Origin of the sequence: Cellulophaga sp. BC115SP (assembly GCF_009905545.1) — a bacterium.
GTDB lineage: Bacteria > Bacteroidota > Bacteroidia > Cytophagales > Spirosomataceae > Flectobacillus > Flectobacillus rivi.
On sequence record NZ_JAAALB010000057.1, the window covers coordinates 14686 to 31592 of the forward strand.

Consider the following 16907-nt stretch of genomic DNA (forward strand, 5'->3'; position numbering starts at 1 on the left):
AACCTTTAAGCCATGAATTCTAAAAATATATTTGCAGGAGGTTTTCTAATTTTATTAGGTATCCTCTTCCTCGGAAAAGAATATGGGTGGTTTCATATCCACTGGCATGATATTGCTCGAATGTGGCCATTGCTATTGATATACATGGGCTTGATGGCCTTCGTTGGCAAAACAAGTCGTTCGGCTACGGTAATTTCTATTATCATGATGGCTATTTTTATTCCATTGGTACTAGTTAAGAGCTGTGTTGATGATGTCAAGTCAGAAGTGTTTGATGGAGATAGAGATTTCCACTTAAGATTTGATGATGATGATAATCGCAATGATAATGACGATAATAGTCAAAATGAGGATAATGATAAGAATGACAACAATGAAGACGAAAAATCTTATGGAGTCGGAGGTAAGCAGCACATCACTGAACCTATGAACTCATCTATCAAAACCGCTAATTTTGAGTTAAATGGTGGTGCTGCGGAGTTTATCATCGATGGAGGAACTTCTGAATTAGTAGAAGCAGATGCCGATCTTGATTTTGGGAAAATCTCTTTAGGAAAAACGGGTGAGGGCGATAATCCAAATGTTAAATTTAAACTTTCTGGTAAAAAAGAAGGTATCAATTTTGACAGTGACCGTCACAATAAAGTTGATTTGAAATTCAATCCAAATGTGCTTTGGAACATGAAGTTTGAATTCGGTGCTGGAAAGGCAGATTTCGATTTATCATCATACCGTATCAAACAGTTGGACATCAAAACAGGTGTAACCAAAACCGACATCAAATTAGGTGATTTGTCCGATAATATGATTGTCAACGTAGAGTCAGGACTTACTTCTATCGAATTTGAAGTTCCGCAAGGTGTAGGTTGTCGTATCAAAGTAGATGGAGGGTTAAACTCGAAAAACTTTGATGGATTTACCAAAAGAGGCGACTATTGGGAATCACCAAATTATGACAAGTCAAGTAAAAAAATCTTGATTAATTTTGATGGTGGCTTGCAAGATTTGAAAGTGAAAAGATACTAAGAATTGCTGATTCTTGATTTCGGATATAAATAGAAAGGAGCTCTCATTGATTTGAAGGGCTCCTTTTGCTTTCACAGATATTGAAAGCAAATCCGTTATATAATCGTTTGGCACAGCTCCACCAATACCGAATTTGTTGATTTCGGATGTAAAAAGCATACTAACTTATTGTCAGCACCTTTTTTAGGTACCTCATTCAATAGGATAAAGCCTTCTGATTTTAATCTTGCCATTTCTGCTTCTATATCTTCTACTTCAAAGGCAATATGGTGTATACCTTCGCCTTTTTTCTCGATGAATTTTGCGATTGGACTATCGGGATTCGTTGCTTCTAAAAGTTCAATTTTAGTTTGTCCCGTCTGAAAAAAAGAAGTTAAAACACCTTCTGATTCCACACCTTCCTGTTTGTAAGGTGATACGCCCAATAATTTACTAAATAAGGTATTAGATTCGAACAAGCTTTTTACTGCAATTCCGATATGTTCTACATGTTGCATCTTATGGTTTTGTTTTGATTTTCGATTAAACATTTATCTTTGACAAATATCTAAAAACTATTATTTGATAGCCACAAAACTATCTCAACTTAGCACAAATAGATTGATCAAACTTAGAATTGTTTTGATGATTTATGATGAATACCAATATGAATCATCAAAAGGAAAGTCTGTATAAAGAAGTAATCGTTTGAAAAATAGGGTTTTGTGTTCAAAACTCTATTTCTTTAATTCAACACTATCAGTATGTCCAAACGAAAAAGAAATAACGCTCAAACAACCTTAGGCACTTCGCCTGGTACACTTACCTATGTAGGAGCTGATGTAAATTATGCCACCAAAATCACTTGGGTAGAATACAATAATGAAGAATATAAGGTATGTCAAATACCACATTTTTCGGATTTGAATCAGTTAGAATTAAGTAAAAACAAACGACATTGGTTTAATATTGATGGTATTCACGAGCCACAAGTAATTGCAACGATTGGTGAAATATTCAATCTTCATCCGCTTATTTTGGAGGATATCATGAATACTGAGCAAAAGCCTAAGTTTGAGTCTTATGAAGGAAATCAACTCTTTTTTACCTTCAAAATGCTCAATTATAACGCTACCACAAGAGAAATTGAAAGTGAACATTTGAGTTTAGTCTTGATAGATAATTGCGTCCTTTCTTTTCAGGAGGAACGAACTACTGATATTTTTCTGCCCGTTCAAAATCGCATTGTGGCATCGGCAGGTAAAACTCGTAAGAATGGAGTTGATTACTTGATATATTGTCTAATCGACTTGGTGGTAGATAATTATTTTATGTGTCTGGACTGCCTTTCTGATGAAATTGAACGATTGGAGGAGGATATTATTCAAGATGCCAAGCCATTGGCAATGCGAGAGTTATATGGCTTAAAGCGAGAAGAGATGACATTGCGCAAATCGATTTACCCTTTGCGTGAAATGATAGCTACCGTTCTTCGTGAAGATTACCCTAGCATTACGCATTATACCTCGCTTTATTTTAGAGATGTACTGGACCATACCTCACAATTGATTGAGAATATCGATTCACACCGAGATTTGATCGCTTCTTTAATGGATTTGTATTTATCTCAAGTGAGTAACAAAATGAACAATATCATGAAGGTACTCACGGTGATTTCTGTCATTTTTATGCCATTGACATTTGTGGCTGGTATTTACGGGATGAACTTTGATAATATGCCCGAATTGCATTGGAAATACAGTTACCCAGTTGTTTGGGTAGTCATGATTGTCATGGTTATCCTAATGCTGATAGGGTTTAAACGAAAAGGGTGGTTGTAGTCTAGTAAGAAATACTCATATTGAAGATTTGTAGAAAAAGTGATTTTACTCAGTTAGAAAAAAAAATTTTTTTATGTTTTTGTGGAATCAGGCTTCTTTTATTAACCTGTTTTAATGAAAAATATACTTTTTTAACAAAAATAGGGTAAATATGAATCCTCTATCATTATCAAATAGTGTTTTGGCTTATAGAACTGTTGATTTATAAAGCTTTTAACTACAAAAAGTACAAAAAATAATTACCATAAATCAAAAAATATTTTTTATTCCAAGTGTGGTTGCAAAATCAATGTATTTTTTCAAAAAAATATTAATTTCTAAAAAAACAGGTTTTAAAAATCTATAAATCTTCTCAAAAAAGATATAATTAAAGATTTTGAGGGTTATTTTAGAAGATAATAGGGTTTTTTGGGTGAGCTTTAACTGCTTGATTTTCTGATACTTTAGTCGGATATTTGAATCATAAAATGGTCTAAGTAACCAATGGTTTAGATAATCACAAAAAATCATAGAAGAGTATGGAAAGCGTGTTTGCTTCGATTTTGTTAATCTCGGGTCGTCCGACTCAACCATTTACTGGTGTACCGCCAGTGGTAATGGTTATATTCATGGTAGTTTCTGTTGCATTGATAGTGTTGGGTTTAGTAATTTCTAGAAAGCGCCAATCATGGTTGGAGCATTCACAAATTACAGAAGGAGAAATCGTAGAGGTAAGTAAACGTTACGAACGTAGTGACAAAATGGGACAATCTCCGATTTACTTCCCTGTGGTATCATTCAACTTCAAAGGAAGAACATTTAAGATAGAATCTGAAACTGGCATGCCAAGAATCAGTCAGGTAGGAGAAAAAGTGGAGGTTCGCTTTAACCCTGAAAACCCTTACGATTCTACTTTAGGTACGTCGAGTATTCCTGGTACAAAACCTGGCTTGTTCTTTGTTCTTGGAGCTTTGTTATTAGTAGCAAGTGCGATTCTAACGGCTCATGCTCAAATGCCAATCGCTCTTAAGTAATTTTGGACTCCAAATAATAAAAAAAGGTGTTAGCAATAACACCTTTTTTTATGCAAGTATTTGCAAGCTTATGCAAACTATAAGATTTCTACTGATTTGCCTTTGAAAGGTTGCAAGATTTTTTCATTTGGGTTAAGGCTCGTAACCAAATAATCCAAATCGTCTACATCGCATACTTTGTAGTTTTCTACACGATTCATTTTTTCTTCAATCACACAGCTTACCGTTTTTTTGGCAACGCTCATCATCTTTTGTTTTAGTAACGATTCCTCATATTGTCTGATGGCTAATCCTTTTTGTGAATGGATACTATTGATGCCCATGAAGTAAAGGTCGGCATTGATATGCTCTAAATCTTGCATGGTTTTACTACCAAGTGTTATTTGGTATCGCTTATAAAACGATCCTCCGAGCAAAATTACTTCTATTTTAGGGTGTTCAGCCAATGCCGTAGCTAAATGCGGATTGTTGGTCACCACAGTAATTTCTAAACTTTTAGGGAGTTGTTCAGCAATATAAAAATTGGTGGTACCTCCGTCCATCAATACAATAGAGTGATTCTCAATTAGTTTTTGAGCTTTTTTTGTAATGATATTAAATTCATTGTTAGCAATACCCAAACCACGACTTGCTTTCATTGATAAGTACGAGTTGGCAATAGCACCCCCGTGTACTTTTTTCAAGAGTCCTCGGTCTTCCAGCTCTATAACATCTCTCCTTACACTATCATACGAGACATTTAATAATTGTCCCAGCTCTACTAATGTTACTTTCTTGTCAGTTCCTAACTTTTCTAGAATTAGTTGTTGACGTTCTTCTTTAAGCATAACTTTAAACCTTTAAAGGCCCACGCTTGCGTAAGATTGCAAGCACTTCTGTTTTATTATAATAAGTAGTCAAATTTACAATTATTTCTTGCTAATATCCTAGAGTAGAATGTTTTTTTTCGCAAAACTTTGAAAAAAGGTCTCAAACTATTGCAATTTTTTGCAAATTTACTTGCAATAGTTTGAAAAGTTTTTTATACCTTTGTCTTGTAATAAATTAACCATTTTTATATCTTTAGAGAATAATTAGTATTAATAATTGGATAGTAAGAATAATGTTCTGAAGGGTTATTAAAAAACGGTGACAGCTGTGCTGACACCGTTTTTCTTTTTTATTACACTTGGAAAAAAACTCGCTTGACTCTTTCGCTTACATTTGTCAAAATTTCATAAGGAATAGTATCTATTTTTTGAGCCAGTTCTATAATCGATAAATCTTTCCCAAAAATAATCACATCGTCTCCTTCTTGCACATTTGGCACATCGGTTACGTCTATCATACACATATCCATACAAATATTGCCAATTACTTTACATCGTATACCGTGTACTAAAACTTCGCCATTTCCACGGCTAAATCCTCTGTCAAAACCATCAGCATAACCAATGGCAATGGTGGCAGTTTTAGTTTTTCGATTAAGGATACCTTTGCGGCTATAACCTACGGTTTCGTGAGCTTCGACTGTTTTGATTTGCGAGATAACCGTTTTGAGTGTACCTACTGTTTGTAACTGCGCTTGGTCTTCGGGGGTAGCAGCTACGCCATATAGCCCAATTCCCAAACGCACCATATCCAAACGTGCTTCAGGAAAACGTGCTATTCCTGCTGAATTGGCGAGATGTCTTGAAGGAAAATAACCAATTGCTTCAGAAATCTCGTTTGCCATCTCGGTATAAAGCGCTGCTTGCTTTCTGGTAAAATCATCGTGTTCGGCACCGTCTGCACCAACCAAATGACTAAAAATGGTCGACACCCAAAGGTTGGGATTACAAGTTAATACCTCCAATAGCGCTGGTAATTCGTGCTTTTCAAAGCCCAAACGATGCATTCCCGTATCGAGCTTGATGTGTATTTTGGCAGTCAGATGATGTTCATCGATATATTCTGAAAACTCTCTTAATATGCGTTTGCTATAGATTTCGGGTTCAAGATTATACTGAACAATCTGCTCAAAATCGTTAGGGGATGGGTTCATGACCATGATAGGTAAATAAACACCATTTTGTCTCAATGCTACACCTTCGTCTGCATAGGCTACAGTAAGGTAGTCTACTCCATGAAACTGTAAAAGGTTGGCTACTTCGGTGCTACCTGCCCCATAAGCAAAAGCCTTAACCATGACCATAATTTTGGTTTGTTGACCGATTTTATCTCGGTAATAGTTAAGATTGTGGGTAATGGCATCCAAATTGATTTCGAGGATGGTACCATGAGTTTTCTTAACCAATTTACTGACAACCTGTTCGAAGCCGAATTTGCGTGCCCCCTTGACCAAAATAACACTATCTTTGATTTCTTTGATGAGCCTACTTTCAAGAAAATCTTGGGTCGTTCTGAAAAAATGCAAAGCTCCTTCATGAACTCCATTTTTAGATGGAATTGAAAACAAACCACAATTGCGCGTTATAATTTCGCCAATACCAATGACCATATCCAAATGTTTGGCTTTGACCAAATGTGCAATATGTTTGTAAAGCTCACTTTCTATAACTCCTGTCTCTAGCAAGTCGCTCAAAATCAATACTTTTGCTTCTCTTTGCTTTTGCTGATTTAGAAAGTTGAGCGCAATCGTTAAACCTGCTAAATCATTGTTATAGGTATCATCAATTAAATAGTTTCCTCTGACTCCTTGTTTCATTTCAAGTCGCATGGAAATCGGACGAAGGATTTGTAGACGAGCTTGAATCTCTAATTCATTATATCCCAGATGAATCATAGAAACAATGCAATGAATCGCATTCTCAATAGAGGCTTCGTCAGTAAATGGGACATCGAGTTTCATCGCATGACCACCTTGAAATGGCAAATCCTCCTTTTCTGTATCTGGATCATCTAACTGTAAGGTAACCAGCGTGTTTTGAAGTCCCACTTCCCAGTCTACTCTAATACCAAAGGGCAACACTCTCGACCATGAAAGGATTTTACATGAAGGGTTTTCAAAAATGAATTCCTTTTTTACAATCTCATCAATCTCAACGTAATCAGAGCAATATATTAAAGTTTTAGCCTGCTGAAACAACTTCATTTTCTCTCGAATTTTCTGACTAGTTTCAGCAAAAAACTCGTTGTGAGCTGTGCCAATATTGGTAAAAATTCCGATAGTTGGTTGTATTACTTTTTGCAAAGCTTCCATTTCTTCGGGACGAGAAATTCCTGCTTCGAATATGGCAAGCGTATGAGCTTTATTCATCTGCCAAACCGACAAAGGCACACCAATCTGCGAATTATAGCTTTTAGGGCTTTTGACAATCTGAAAACGATTTGCCAATAGTTGCGACAGCCATTCTTTTACGACCGTTTTGCCGTTACTTCCTGTTACTCCAATGACAGGAATAGCAAACTGAGCACGATGCTGCGCCGCCACTTCTTGCATAGACAAAATGCTATCTTCTACTTGCCAAACTTTTGCCTCTGGCATTTGAGAAAGTTCACGCATGACACCTATATTACAAGCTGATTTTTCGACCACAAATTCACGAACGCCTTTGCGGTATAAATCGTCGAGATACTGATGTCCATCATGATGAAGCCCCTTTATGGCAAAGAAAATAGAAGAACTTGGAGATGAAAGCTGGCGACTGTCATTCAGCAAATATTGGGCGTGGGTGCTAATGGGGGCTGTTTGAAATTTCATTCTACAAAATATCCAAAAAATATTGAGCGATTTGCAATTGAGCGTGGGATTGATTTTTAAAACACATTTTAGAAAAAAACACCCGAAAGTATCACTTTTAGCTCAATCCATCATTAAATCCTTATGAAATAGCAACAAAAAAAGTGAGGTAAAAATTACCTCACTTATCTTAATTTTATATTAGAAAAAGCTAAGTGGCTTATGATAAAGCAGCTACACCTGGCAAAACTTTTCCTTCCATGTATTCTAACAATGCACCACCACCAGTAGATACATAAGATACACGGTCGCCATAACCAGCGTTGTTTACAGCCGAAGCTGAGTCACCACCACCGATTAATGAGAAAGCACCGTTTTCTTCAGTAGCTTTAACAACTGCGTCAGCAATTGCGTTGGTACCGATAGCAAAGTTAGGGAATTCAAATACACCCATTGGACCATTCCAAAGAACTGTTTTAGAGTTAGCAATTACTTCGCTAAACAATTTCACAGATTCAGGACCGATGTCAAGACCTTCCCAGCCATCAGGAATTTCGCCACGATTTACGATTTGACGGTTAGCGTCATTACTAAAGTTGTCAGCACAAGTATTGTCTAATGGCATATAGATTTTTACGCCTTTAGCTTCTGCTTTTTCCAACAATGATTTTGCTAATTCTACTTTATCTGGCTCGTTGATAGACTTACCAATTTTGCCACCTTCAGCCAAAGAGAAAGTATAAGTCATACCACCACCGATGATAAGGTTGTCTACTTTGTCTAAAAGACGTTCAATAATCAAAATTTTATCAGAAATTTTAGAACCACCCATAATAGCTGTGAATGGACGCTCAGCGCTTTCTAAAATTTTGTTAGCATTTTCGATTTCAGCCAACATCACATAACCACATACGCGGTCTTCGAAGAATTGACCTACTACGGCCGTCGAAGCGTGTGCACGGTGAGCAGTACCAAAGGCATCATTTACCCAAACATCGCCCAATTTTGACAATTTTTCAGCAAACTCAACATTTCCTTTTTCTTCTTCTTTGTAAAAACGAAGGTTTTCCAACAAAAGGATTTCACCTGCTTGCAAATCAGCAGCTTGATCGATAGCCGATTGTCCGATACAGTCATCAGCAAATTTAACTTTGCGACCAAATACTACTGACAATGGATTTACTAAGTGCTTCAATGAATATTTTTCAGTTGGACCGTCTTTTGGTCTTCCCAAGTGTGACATCAAGATAACCGAACCACCATCATTAAGAATTTTGGTGATTGTAGGAATAGTTGCCTTAATACGAGTATCATCAGTGATTTCGAAACGTTCGTTCAATGGAACGTTAAAGTCAACACGGACTAATGCACGCTTGCCTGCAAAATTGTAGGAATTGACAGTCTTCATTTTTTTTCTTATGTTAATAGTTGTTTATAATTGGGAGATTTATGAATCAACAAAGAAAAATTACGAAACGCCTAGCTCTTTCAAAATAATATTACGTGAAATTAAGATTTTGTAAAATTATTATAACCTCGATGCTTCGTTGACTTTCCTTTAAAAATCTTCGGGGCAAATATACATTTTTCAAGAATAATTCACGAAAAAACACAATCATTTGAGTATTTTTAATTAGAGATTATGTAATAAGTTACATTTTTTAAAAGAATATTGAAATAATACTAAGTCGAGCTTATGTATTTGTACTATTTTCAGTAAATCCTTTCAAGTATTCTTCTTTCCTGAATTATTCGAGCGCTAAATCCGTTCTGTTATAGCAAATCTTACATTTGAAGCTCAATTCAATTTTATGATACCAATCGAGAAAAAAGAACTTCCTCCCAAATACTATTTAACCTATTTTCAATACCTGTTGGACTTTGTCAAACAGAAATATACCACAATTCTCAACGAGCAAGAAAATGCTTTTATTCAGGCATTTGAGGCGCTCGACGAGGATGAACAATGTTTGTATATTCGCTTCTCAAATCGTCGTGGCTCGTTCTTCAAAACGGATAAACTGAAGTATGCAGAAATCGAAAATATTGATACCACTCTTAATGCCTTAATAGCTAAAAACTTTTTATCTGCACTTAGTCATGAGCATATCGTCTTGGCTGGCAATGTTTTGGATATCCTCAATAAGTCGGAGTTGATTCAGTTAGCCAAAATGTTGAATCTGGATGTCAAGGGTAAAAATGGACTTAAAAAAGAGGAGCTCCTCGATTGGCTTTTAGAATCAGCTACTTTTGATGAAATGGTGGCGTGGCTCAATCCCGAAATCGCTGAAAAACCTGCTATTATAAAAGTCAATTATGAGGAAGAAGTACAGATGCTCAAGTTCCTATTCTTTGGAAGTCGATATGGAGATATGACCGAATTTGTGGTGCGAGATTTGGGCTTTCAAACTTATGAGCACTACGATATGGATCAATTGGTTCCACATTTTCAGAGTCGACAAGAGGCGGAAGATAAATTCAAGGTGAGTTTAGCAAGAGAAGATTTTTATGAAATGCAGGAGCAAAACATAGCGCCAGAGGAAATATATCATTGGTTTATGACTTGGACTGAAAAGCATAAGGAATCACTTTCAGAAATTGCTCAACCCAGCTATGCAAGATTTGCCTTGAAAGTGGGAAGTTATTTCGAAAAAGCCAAGTTGCCAGACCTTGCTTTGCCTGTATTTCGACTTACCCACGAACCTCCTTCAAGAGAACGGCAAGTAAGAATTTTGCATAAAATCAAAAATAGTGAAGAGGCTCAAGCCTTATGTGAACAAATTCTTTCGGAGCCACAAAATGCTGATGAGCAGTTTTTTGCACTTGATTTTTTCAATAAACTAGAAGCTCAAAATGCCAAGAAAAAAGTTAAAAAAGCGGTGACAGATAAGCTTCATAAGGCAGATGTGTTGGCGTTGGATAAATCATGGCAACGTCAAGTAGAATTTGGAGTAATAGACCATTACGAAAAACTTAATAAAAAGGCTGCTTTTACCGAAAATCACCTTTGGAGAAGTTTGTTTGGACTACTTTTTTGGGATATTATTTTTGATACAGAAAGTATGGCGATTCATCATCCTCTTCAACGTTCGCCTTCAGATTTGTTTAAACCAACATTCTTTGAAAAGCGTCAACAAAAAATGGAAGAGCGGCTCGAAATACTTGACGATCCCGATGCTTGGAATATCTTTATGAACCAAACCTTCTTCGCAAAATATGGTATTACCAATCCTCTGGTGGACTGGTATGGAGGCTTATTTCCTTTGATTATTACTTTGTTAGAACGCCTTTCGAGCGAGCAAGTAAAAGCTGTAATGCTCGAAATGGCTCGTAATCTTCGTGAAAATGTCAGAGGTTTTCCCGACCTGTTTATTTGGGACGATGGCGACTATCAGTTTATAGAGGTCAAGTCTCCAACAGATAGTCTTTCTAACCAACAATTGTATTGGTTAAGGTTTTTTGAGAGCATAAATCTGCGAGCTAAGGTACTCAGAATAGAATGGAAAAAGCCTGATACAGAGTTAATAACGGCGTAATGTACAGTTTACAAACATGGAAAAATTTTATTTTTTCTTGAATTAAAAATAATAAATTCTTTACGAATTCTTATTTTTTGTACATTTTCAAGATTATTACCTTGTTTTATTATATAGAAGATTTCTAGTTTTGATTATTCGAAGAATCTGAAAAATAGGCTTGGATTTATCAAATTAATCTTCTAAATTCATTCTAAGGAAATCGCCCAACAATGTATTTCAGTCCTATAAAAGAATAGGGCTTTTACAGAAAAAATAAGTTTGGAGTCCGAGGAGTTAGCCTTTTGATAAAAGTATCGTATCGCTAGTTCCCAACTCCAAACTTGGGCAAATTCCTACTCAACGTCATTGGCACATCAATCAGATATACATACATTGTTCAGCCTTATATTTTATATACTAAAATTAAGCAGTGCGACGTTGAGGGGAAAATGATCTTTTAACCTTAAACTAGAGTGCGTATGAAATTACAGGTGCATTCAATTCACTTCGACGCAGACAAGAAGTTGTTGGAGTTTATCCAATCAAAGTTAAACAAATTGGATACGTTTTACGACAAGATCACAGGTGGGGAAGTTTTCCTTCGACTCGACAAAGGGGAAAATACAAAAGTGAGAGGTAAAACGTTAGAGGTGAAAATAAGTTTGCCGGGGGCTACACTATTTGTGCGGGAGATGGCTACTACTTTTGAAGAGGCAATGGACATTGCAATTGAAGCTTTGAAAGTTCAATTAAAACGATTTAAAGAAAAAGTTCAGGAGAAATCATTAGGCAGTCGCCAAGTTTTGATGAATTTGTCAATGGCTTCTGAAAGCTAAATATTAAAAGCCCAAGCGAAAGCTTGGGCTATTTTTTTGTATCTGTAATGAATTGTTAGTCATTAGTTCGACTATTTAATTCTGTTAAAAAATGCGTTGAAGAAATAAAAATGATTTCTCACAGATACAGACCAGTATTGCCAATTGTGAGCTCCTGGGCGTTCAGTATATTCATGCGGAATTTTGTTATCCATGAGTTTTTGGTGCAAAGCACGATTTACACCAATAAAGAAATCATCAATTCCACAGTCAATCAAAATAGATTGAGAAGGAGAGAAGGTCTGATTAATGACGGCATTTTTTTCCCAAACAGATTTGTTTTCTTCATATTTTCCTAGTCGTCCTTTGATATTCCAGTTGTTGGGGAAAGGCACAATATCTACGCCTCCACTCATACTTGCCATAGTCCCAAATAGTTCGGGGTGGCGCGTACCCAAGTACAAGGCGCCATGTCCGCCCATACTCAATCCTGTAATAGCTCGCCCATTAGGTTCTGCTTTGGTTTTAAACTTGCTATCAATAAACGGAATGAGCTCTTTCGAAATATAAGATTCGTACTGATACGACGGAGTTATAGGACTGTCAAAATACCAACTATCATATCCACCATCTACGCATACTGCAATTATCTGATATTGGTCTACAAGTTGTTGGAAATCGGGCGAAGACTCTACCCATGAGCGATGATTGCCACTATAGCCATGAAGGAAATAAATCACAGGAAAACGCTTGTCGTTTGATGTCGTATAAGCTTGAGGCGTTACTACAACAATGGGGCTTTTCTTTTTCAAAAACTGACTATTTACTTGAATAGTATCGATAGTTGCGCCGAATCCAATAAATTGGATTAATAGCAATAGAAACAGTAAAGTACTTTTTTTCATAGATTGTTAGAAATAAGATGATGGAATTGATTATAAATTTTCTTCGATAGATTTCTCAAAACAAAAATAGCTTAAATTTTATACAAAACGGAGATTCCTACTCTCTCATTGGTTCTAATAAAAAGTGCATAAAAATTAAATTCAGCAATATGTTACTTGATACGTTTTTTTGACTGATAGATAGGGATAGAAATTAATCGTAAACTCTGTTAATTTGATTAGCGTCATACCAATCATCGATGGAAGACTCTTTAGCGATTTTAAACCCAATTTATCAACTATGAAAAGGCGTACTGCTATCAAAAACCTCTCAATGGCTGTAGGGACTGCTATTGCTTGGCCATCATGGGCTCAAGCTTGGACACCCGAAAGTCTCTCTCAAACAACTCAACTTCATGCTGGTTCGCTCGATGTATTGGGCGAAGTGGTAGAAACCATTATTCCAGAATCATCAACACCTGGCGCAAAGTCGCTGAAAGTTCATGCATTAGTCGACCGAATGATTCGTGACTGCTATGGTCCAGAAGCACAACAGACGTATGCACAAGGATTAAATTTATGTAATGACTTTTCGGAAAAAATGAATCAAAAACCTTTTTCGCAAGCTTCAAAAACTGAACGAGAAAAGGTATTGAAGGAAATGTCTGTTTCGGATAACCCAGTCGCTAAGGGTTTTATCACGCTTGTTAAAAATCTGACTATTAGAGGATATATGAACTCGGAGTATGTCATGACCAATATCCTACATTTCAATATGGCTCCAGGGTATTATCATGGTTGTGTTCCTGTGAAATAGGCTTTTCCGAAAAACATTTTCTTTTATCTCCTCATTTTTATTATCCGAAAAATCACATGTCATATTTTAATATAGATTCAATTAAAGAAAGAACTTTTGATGCCGTAGTTGTTGGCTCAGGAATTAGTGGTGGCTGGGCTGCCAAAGAATTAAGTGAAAAGGGGCTCAAAACCTTAGTGCTTGAGCGTGGTCGTGATGTCAAACACGTGACCGACTATCCAACGACTATGATGAATCCTTGGGAATTTGAACATCTTAATCAGATACCAAAAGCTGTCAAAGATGCCAATCCTATTGTAAGCAGATGCTATGCTTTTAACGAAGATGCAGCGCATTTTTTTGTGAAAGATAACGAACACCCTTATGTCCAAGAAAAACCGTTTGACTGGATACGAGGTTATCAGGTAGGAGGGAAGTCATTGATGTGGGCACGTGGTACTCAACGTTGGTCACAATATGATTTTGAGGGTCCAGCAAGGGATGGTTTTGCCGTAGAATGGCCAATAAGTTATAACGATTTGGCACCTTGGTATAGCCACGTTGAGAAGTTTGCAGGAATTAGTGGCAATAAAGATGGTTTGTCTCAATTACCTGATGGTGAGTTTTTGCCTCCGCATGAGCAGTCTTGTGTCGAAAAGCATTTCTCTCAACAAATGGCGAAACATTATAACAACACTCGTCCAGTAATTATTGGTCGTTGTGCGCATTTGACTAAGCCTCAGCCTATCCACTTGAAGCAAGGCAGAGGTCAGTGTCAAAACCGTTCTTTATGTCAAAGAGGATGCCCTTATGGTGGATATTTTAGTAGTAACTCCTCAACGATTCCTTGGGCGCTCAATACGGGTAATATGACCTTACGACCAGATTCGGTGGTGCACTCAATCATTTTCGATGAGCAAAAAAATAAAGCCACAGGAGTTAGGGTAATAGATGCGCATACCAAGCAAATGACCGAATATTATGCCAAAATCATTTTTGTGAATGCGGCTTGTTTGAATACCAATTTGGTTTTGTTGAATTCTGTTTCACATCGTTTCCCCAATGGATTAGGGAATGATAATGGCTTGTTGGGTAAATACATTGCGTTTCATAATTTTAGGACGACTATTACCGCAGAGTACGAAGGTTTTAAAGATACTATGTCAGACGGTATCAGACCGAATGGTAGTTATATTCCACGTTTTAGAAATGTACAAAAGCAGGAAACGGATTTCTTAAGAGGATATGCTGCTGGTTTTGGTTCAAGTCGAAACATTGCCTATGATACTAGTGGTTTTGGAGATGATTTGAAAGCTAGTTTGAATCAAAGAAACTACGGAAACTGGCAGGTAGGCTCGCACATGATGGGCGAAACAATTCCGAAAGAAAGTAATTATGTGGCTTTGGATCAAACGCTGAAAGATGCTTGGGGAATACCTCAATTGCGTATTTCGGTAGGATATGATGATAATGATGAAAAAATGATTCGTGATTTTCATGAGCAAATGACCGAAATGTTGACTATTGCTGGTTTTATGAATATCAAGACTCATGATAAACCAGACAAAGCACCTGGTTTAGATATTCACGAAATGGGAGGCGTTCGTATGGGGAAAGACCCCAAAACGTCGATGTTGAACAAATGGAATCAGTTACATCATTGTAAAAATGTATTTGTGACCGATGGCGCTTGTATGACTTCTGTTTCTACACAAAATCCTTCGTTGACTTTTATGGCGCTTACGGCAAGAGCTGCGAATTACGCTGTGGCTGAATTGAAAAAGAAAAATTTATAGAACAAAGGGATAAGTCTTGATGAAAGAGCTTTAGTTTTTTTCATGAGAAAAAATAGATTTTTGCCATAGGACGATTAAATTGTACTAAGAAATGAAATGAGGGAAAAGCAAGACTTTCTTCCCTCATTTTTATTTGGTGAAAGATTACCTTGCGACTCAACCATTTGATTGAACCCTTCAGCCCTTTTATTTAATCTCTAAAACATTCAACTATGAAAAATAATAGACAACATTCTATAGATTTTTTACGTGGCTTGGTCATGGTAATCATGGCGATTGACCATATTAGAGACTTGATGTTGACTTCTGAGATAACTCAAGACCCCACAGATTTGGCAACTACCACGCCATTTTTGTTTTTTACGAGATGGATTACTCATTTTTGCGCACCAACATTTGTGTTTCTTTCGGGTGTATCTGCCTATTTATCTTCTCGCAAACATCATGATTGGGAGGCTACTAAACGATTTTTGATTACCCGTGGATTGTGGTTGATTTTGCTTGAATTTACCATTATAGGATTTGGTATTTGGTTCGATTTACAATTTAGAAGCTTCCTTTTCCAAGTGATAGGTAGTATAGGCATGGGCATGATTTTATTAGCTTTTGTCTTCAAGCTCTCTCCGAAAGTATTAGCTATTATATCCTTAGTTTTGATTTTTGGGCATAATGCATTAGGCCTAGTTCCTGCTTTTGAAAATCCAGTTTTGAAATTTCTATGGGCACTTTTCATCAGTCCAAATCTATTTCCAATTGGTGCCGACCACATGGTAATGGTAATGTATCCAGTACTTCCTTGGTTTGGTATTATGCTTGCAGGCTTTGTGGTAGGTCGACTCTATGAGTTAGATCCTTTGGCTCGTAAAAAAAATCTGATGACTTTATTCTCTTTTACATTCATAGCTTTTGTGGTGATTAGAGCTATCAATATTTATGGAGACCCTAGACCTTGGACGGTACAGGAAAATCCATTTTTTACCATATTGTCATTTGTGAATACAACCAAATATGCTCCATCATTGCTTTTTACGCTGATGACGCTCAGTTTTGCTTTAGGAGTTTTACGATTGACAGACGGAATGAATAATGCAGTAATGCGATTTTTCAGTGTTTATGGAAAAGTACCTCTTTTTTATTATCTCCTTCATTGGTATCTCATACACTCCTTAACCCTGCTTATGGTCTTTATGCAGGGCTTCACTTGGGAGAGTTTAGAGTTTGGTATCTTTAAGTTTGGGCGTCCAGCCACTGGCTCGGGTGTGTCATTAGGAGGTATGTATTTGGTATGGATAGGGGTGGTATTAAGTTTGTATCCTTTGTGCCTGTGGTACGGTAAATACAAAGCGTCACATCCAGAAAAGCAATGGCTGAGATACTTGTAAAATGAGTGCTAAGACTGTACGAAGGGTTTCTAACTATTGCAGATATTTCGGAAATAAAGAAAAATATAAAAGGTTACAATTCTGAAATCCATCTTCCGATATCCGAAATAAATATTTTACTACTCTACCCTACTAAAAAATGGGACAAATTAGGTAAAAAGAAAGGGAAGCAAGAGTTTTGTAGTTACCAAGCTCC

At 36.7% G+C, this 16907-nt stretch carries 13 protein-coding genes; 8 read left to right on the top strand and 5 right to left on the bottom strand.

Annotation, left to right across the window (positions count from 1 at the left end):
• The first annotated feature begins 12 nt into the window (after positions 1-12).
• Positions 13-1026 (top strand): LiaI-LiaF-like domain-containing protein, encoded by a 1014-nt coding sequence (locus tag GVN22_RS24195; protein ID WP_166553582.1) that lies wholly within the window; start codon positions 13-15, stop codon positions 1024-1026.
• Between the two features lie 95 nt (positions 1027-1121).
• Here GVN22_RS24195 and mce read toward each other — a convergent pair whose 3' ends face one another.
• Positions 1122-1523 (bottom strand): methylmalonyl-CoA epimerase, encoded by a 402-nt coding sequence (gene mce, locus GVN22_RS24200; protein WP_166553583.1) that lies wholly within the window; start codon positions 1521-1523, stop codon positions 1122-1124.
• A 246-nt stretch (positions 1524-1769) separates the two neighbouring features.
• Here mce and corA point away from each other — a divergent pair, with 246 nt between their 5' ends.
• Both corA and GVN22_RS24210 read left to right on the top strand, forming a co-directional pair.
• Positions 1770-2846, top strand: a complete 1077-nt coding sequence (gene corA, locus GVN22_RS24205; RefSeq protein WP_166553584.1) for a magnesium/cobalt transporter CorA — start codon at positions 1770-1772, stop codon at positions 2844-2846.
• A gap of 518 nt (positions 2847-3364) precedes the next feature.
• Positions 3365-3859, top strand: coding sequence for a DUF3592 domain-containing protein (locus GVN22_RS24210; RefSeq protein WP_166553585.1), 495 nt, complete (start codon positions 3365-3367; stop codon positions 3857-3859).
• 77 nt (positions 3860-3936) lie between these two features.
• On the opposite strand, the gene GVN22_RS24215 is transcribed toward GVN22_RS24210, so the two are convergent.
• The 3 genes from GVN22_RS24215 to pgk form a co-directional block, all read right to left on the bottom strand.
• Positions 3937-4686, bottom strand: a complete 750-nt coding sequence (locus GVN22_RS24215) for a DeoR/GlpR family DNA-binding transcription regulator (RefSeq protein ID WP_166553586.1) — start codon at positions 4684-4686, stop codon at positions 3937-3939.
• Positions 4687-5021: 335 nt separating this feature from the next.
• The gene (locus tag GVN22_RS24220) at positions 5022-7541 is read right to left on the bottom strand and encodes a bifunctional UDP-N-acetylmuramoyl-tripeptide:D-alanyl-D-alanine ligase/alanine racemase (RefSeq protein ID WP_166553587.1); all 2520 of its coding nucleotides are present in this window, start codon (positions 7539-7541) and stop codon (positions 5022-5024) included.
• 199 nt (positions 7542-7740) lie between these two features.
• A complete protein-coding gene (gene pgk / locus GVN22_RS24225) occupies positions 7741-8928 on the bottom strand; it encodes a phosphoglycerate kinase (protein ID WP_166553588.1) in 1188 nt (395 codons plus the stop codon).
• Positions 8929-9331: 403 nt separating this feature from the next.
• Here pgk and GVN22_RS24230 point away from each other — a divergent pair, with 403 nt between their 5' ends.
• Entirely contained in the window at positions 9332-11056 is a 1725-nt protein-coding gene (locus tag GVN22_RS24230) for a VRR-NUC domain-containing protein (protein WP_166553589.1), read from the top strand.
• Between the two features lie 461 nt (positions 11057-11517).
• Positions 11518-11874, top strand: coding sequence for a ribosome hibernation-promoting factor, HPF/YfiA family (gene hpf, locus GVN22_RS24235; RefSeq protein ID WP_166553590.1), 357 nt, complete (start codon positions 11518-11520; stop codon positions 11872-11874).
• Between the two features lie 71 nt (positions 11875-11945).
• On the opposite strand, the gene GVN22_RS24240 is transcribed toward hpf, so the two are convergent.
• A complete protein-coding gene (locus tag GVN22_RS24240) occupies positions 11946-12758 on the bottom strand; it encodes an alpha/beta hydrolase family protein (protein ID WP_166553591.1) in 813 nt (270 codons plus the stop codon).
• Positions 12759-13038: 280 nt separating this feature from the next.
• Here GVN22_RS24240 and GVN22_RS24245 point away from each other — a divergent pair, with 280 nt between their 5' ends.
• From GVN22_RS24245 to GVN22_RS24255, 3 genes are all read left to right on the top strand, one after another.
• Positions 13039-13554, top strand: a complete 516-nt coding sequence (locus tag GVN22_RS24245; protein ID WP_166553592.1) for a gluconate 2-dehydrogenase subunit 3 family protein — start codon at positions 13039-13041, stop codon at positions 13552-13554.
• A gap of 56 nt (positions 13555-13610) precedes the next feature.
• Positions 13611-15329 (top strand): FAD-dependent oxidoreductase, encoded by a 1719-nt coding sequence (locus tag GVN22_RS24250; protein ID WP_166553593.1) that lies wholly within the window; start codon positions 13611-13613, stop codon positions 15327-15329.
• Positions 15330-15541: 212 nt separating this feature from the next.
• Positions 15542-16711 carry a DUF1624 domain-containing protein gene (locus tag GVN22_RS24255; RefSeq protein WP_166553594.1) on the top strand — a complete coding sequence of 390 codons (1170 nt, stop codon included), beginning with the start codon at positions 15542-15544 and terminating at the stop codon, positions 16709-16711.
• Positions 16712-16907 lie beyond the last annotated feature (196 nt).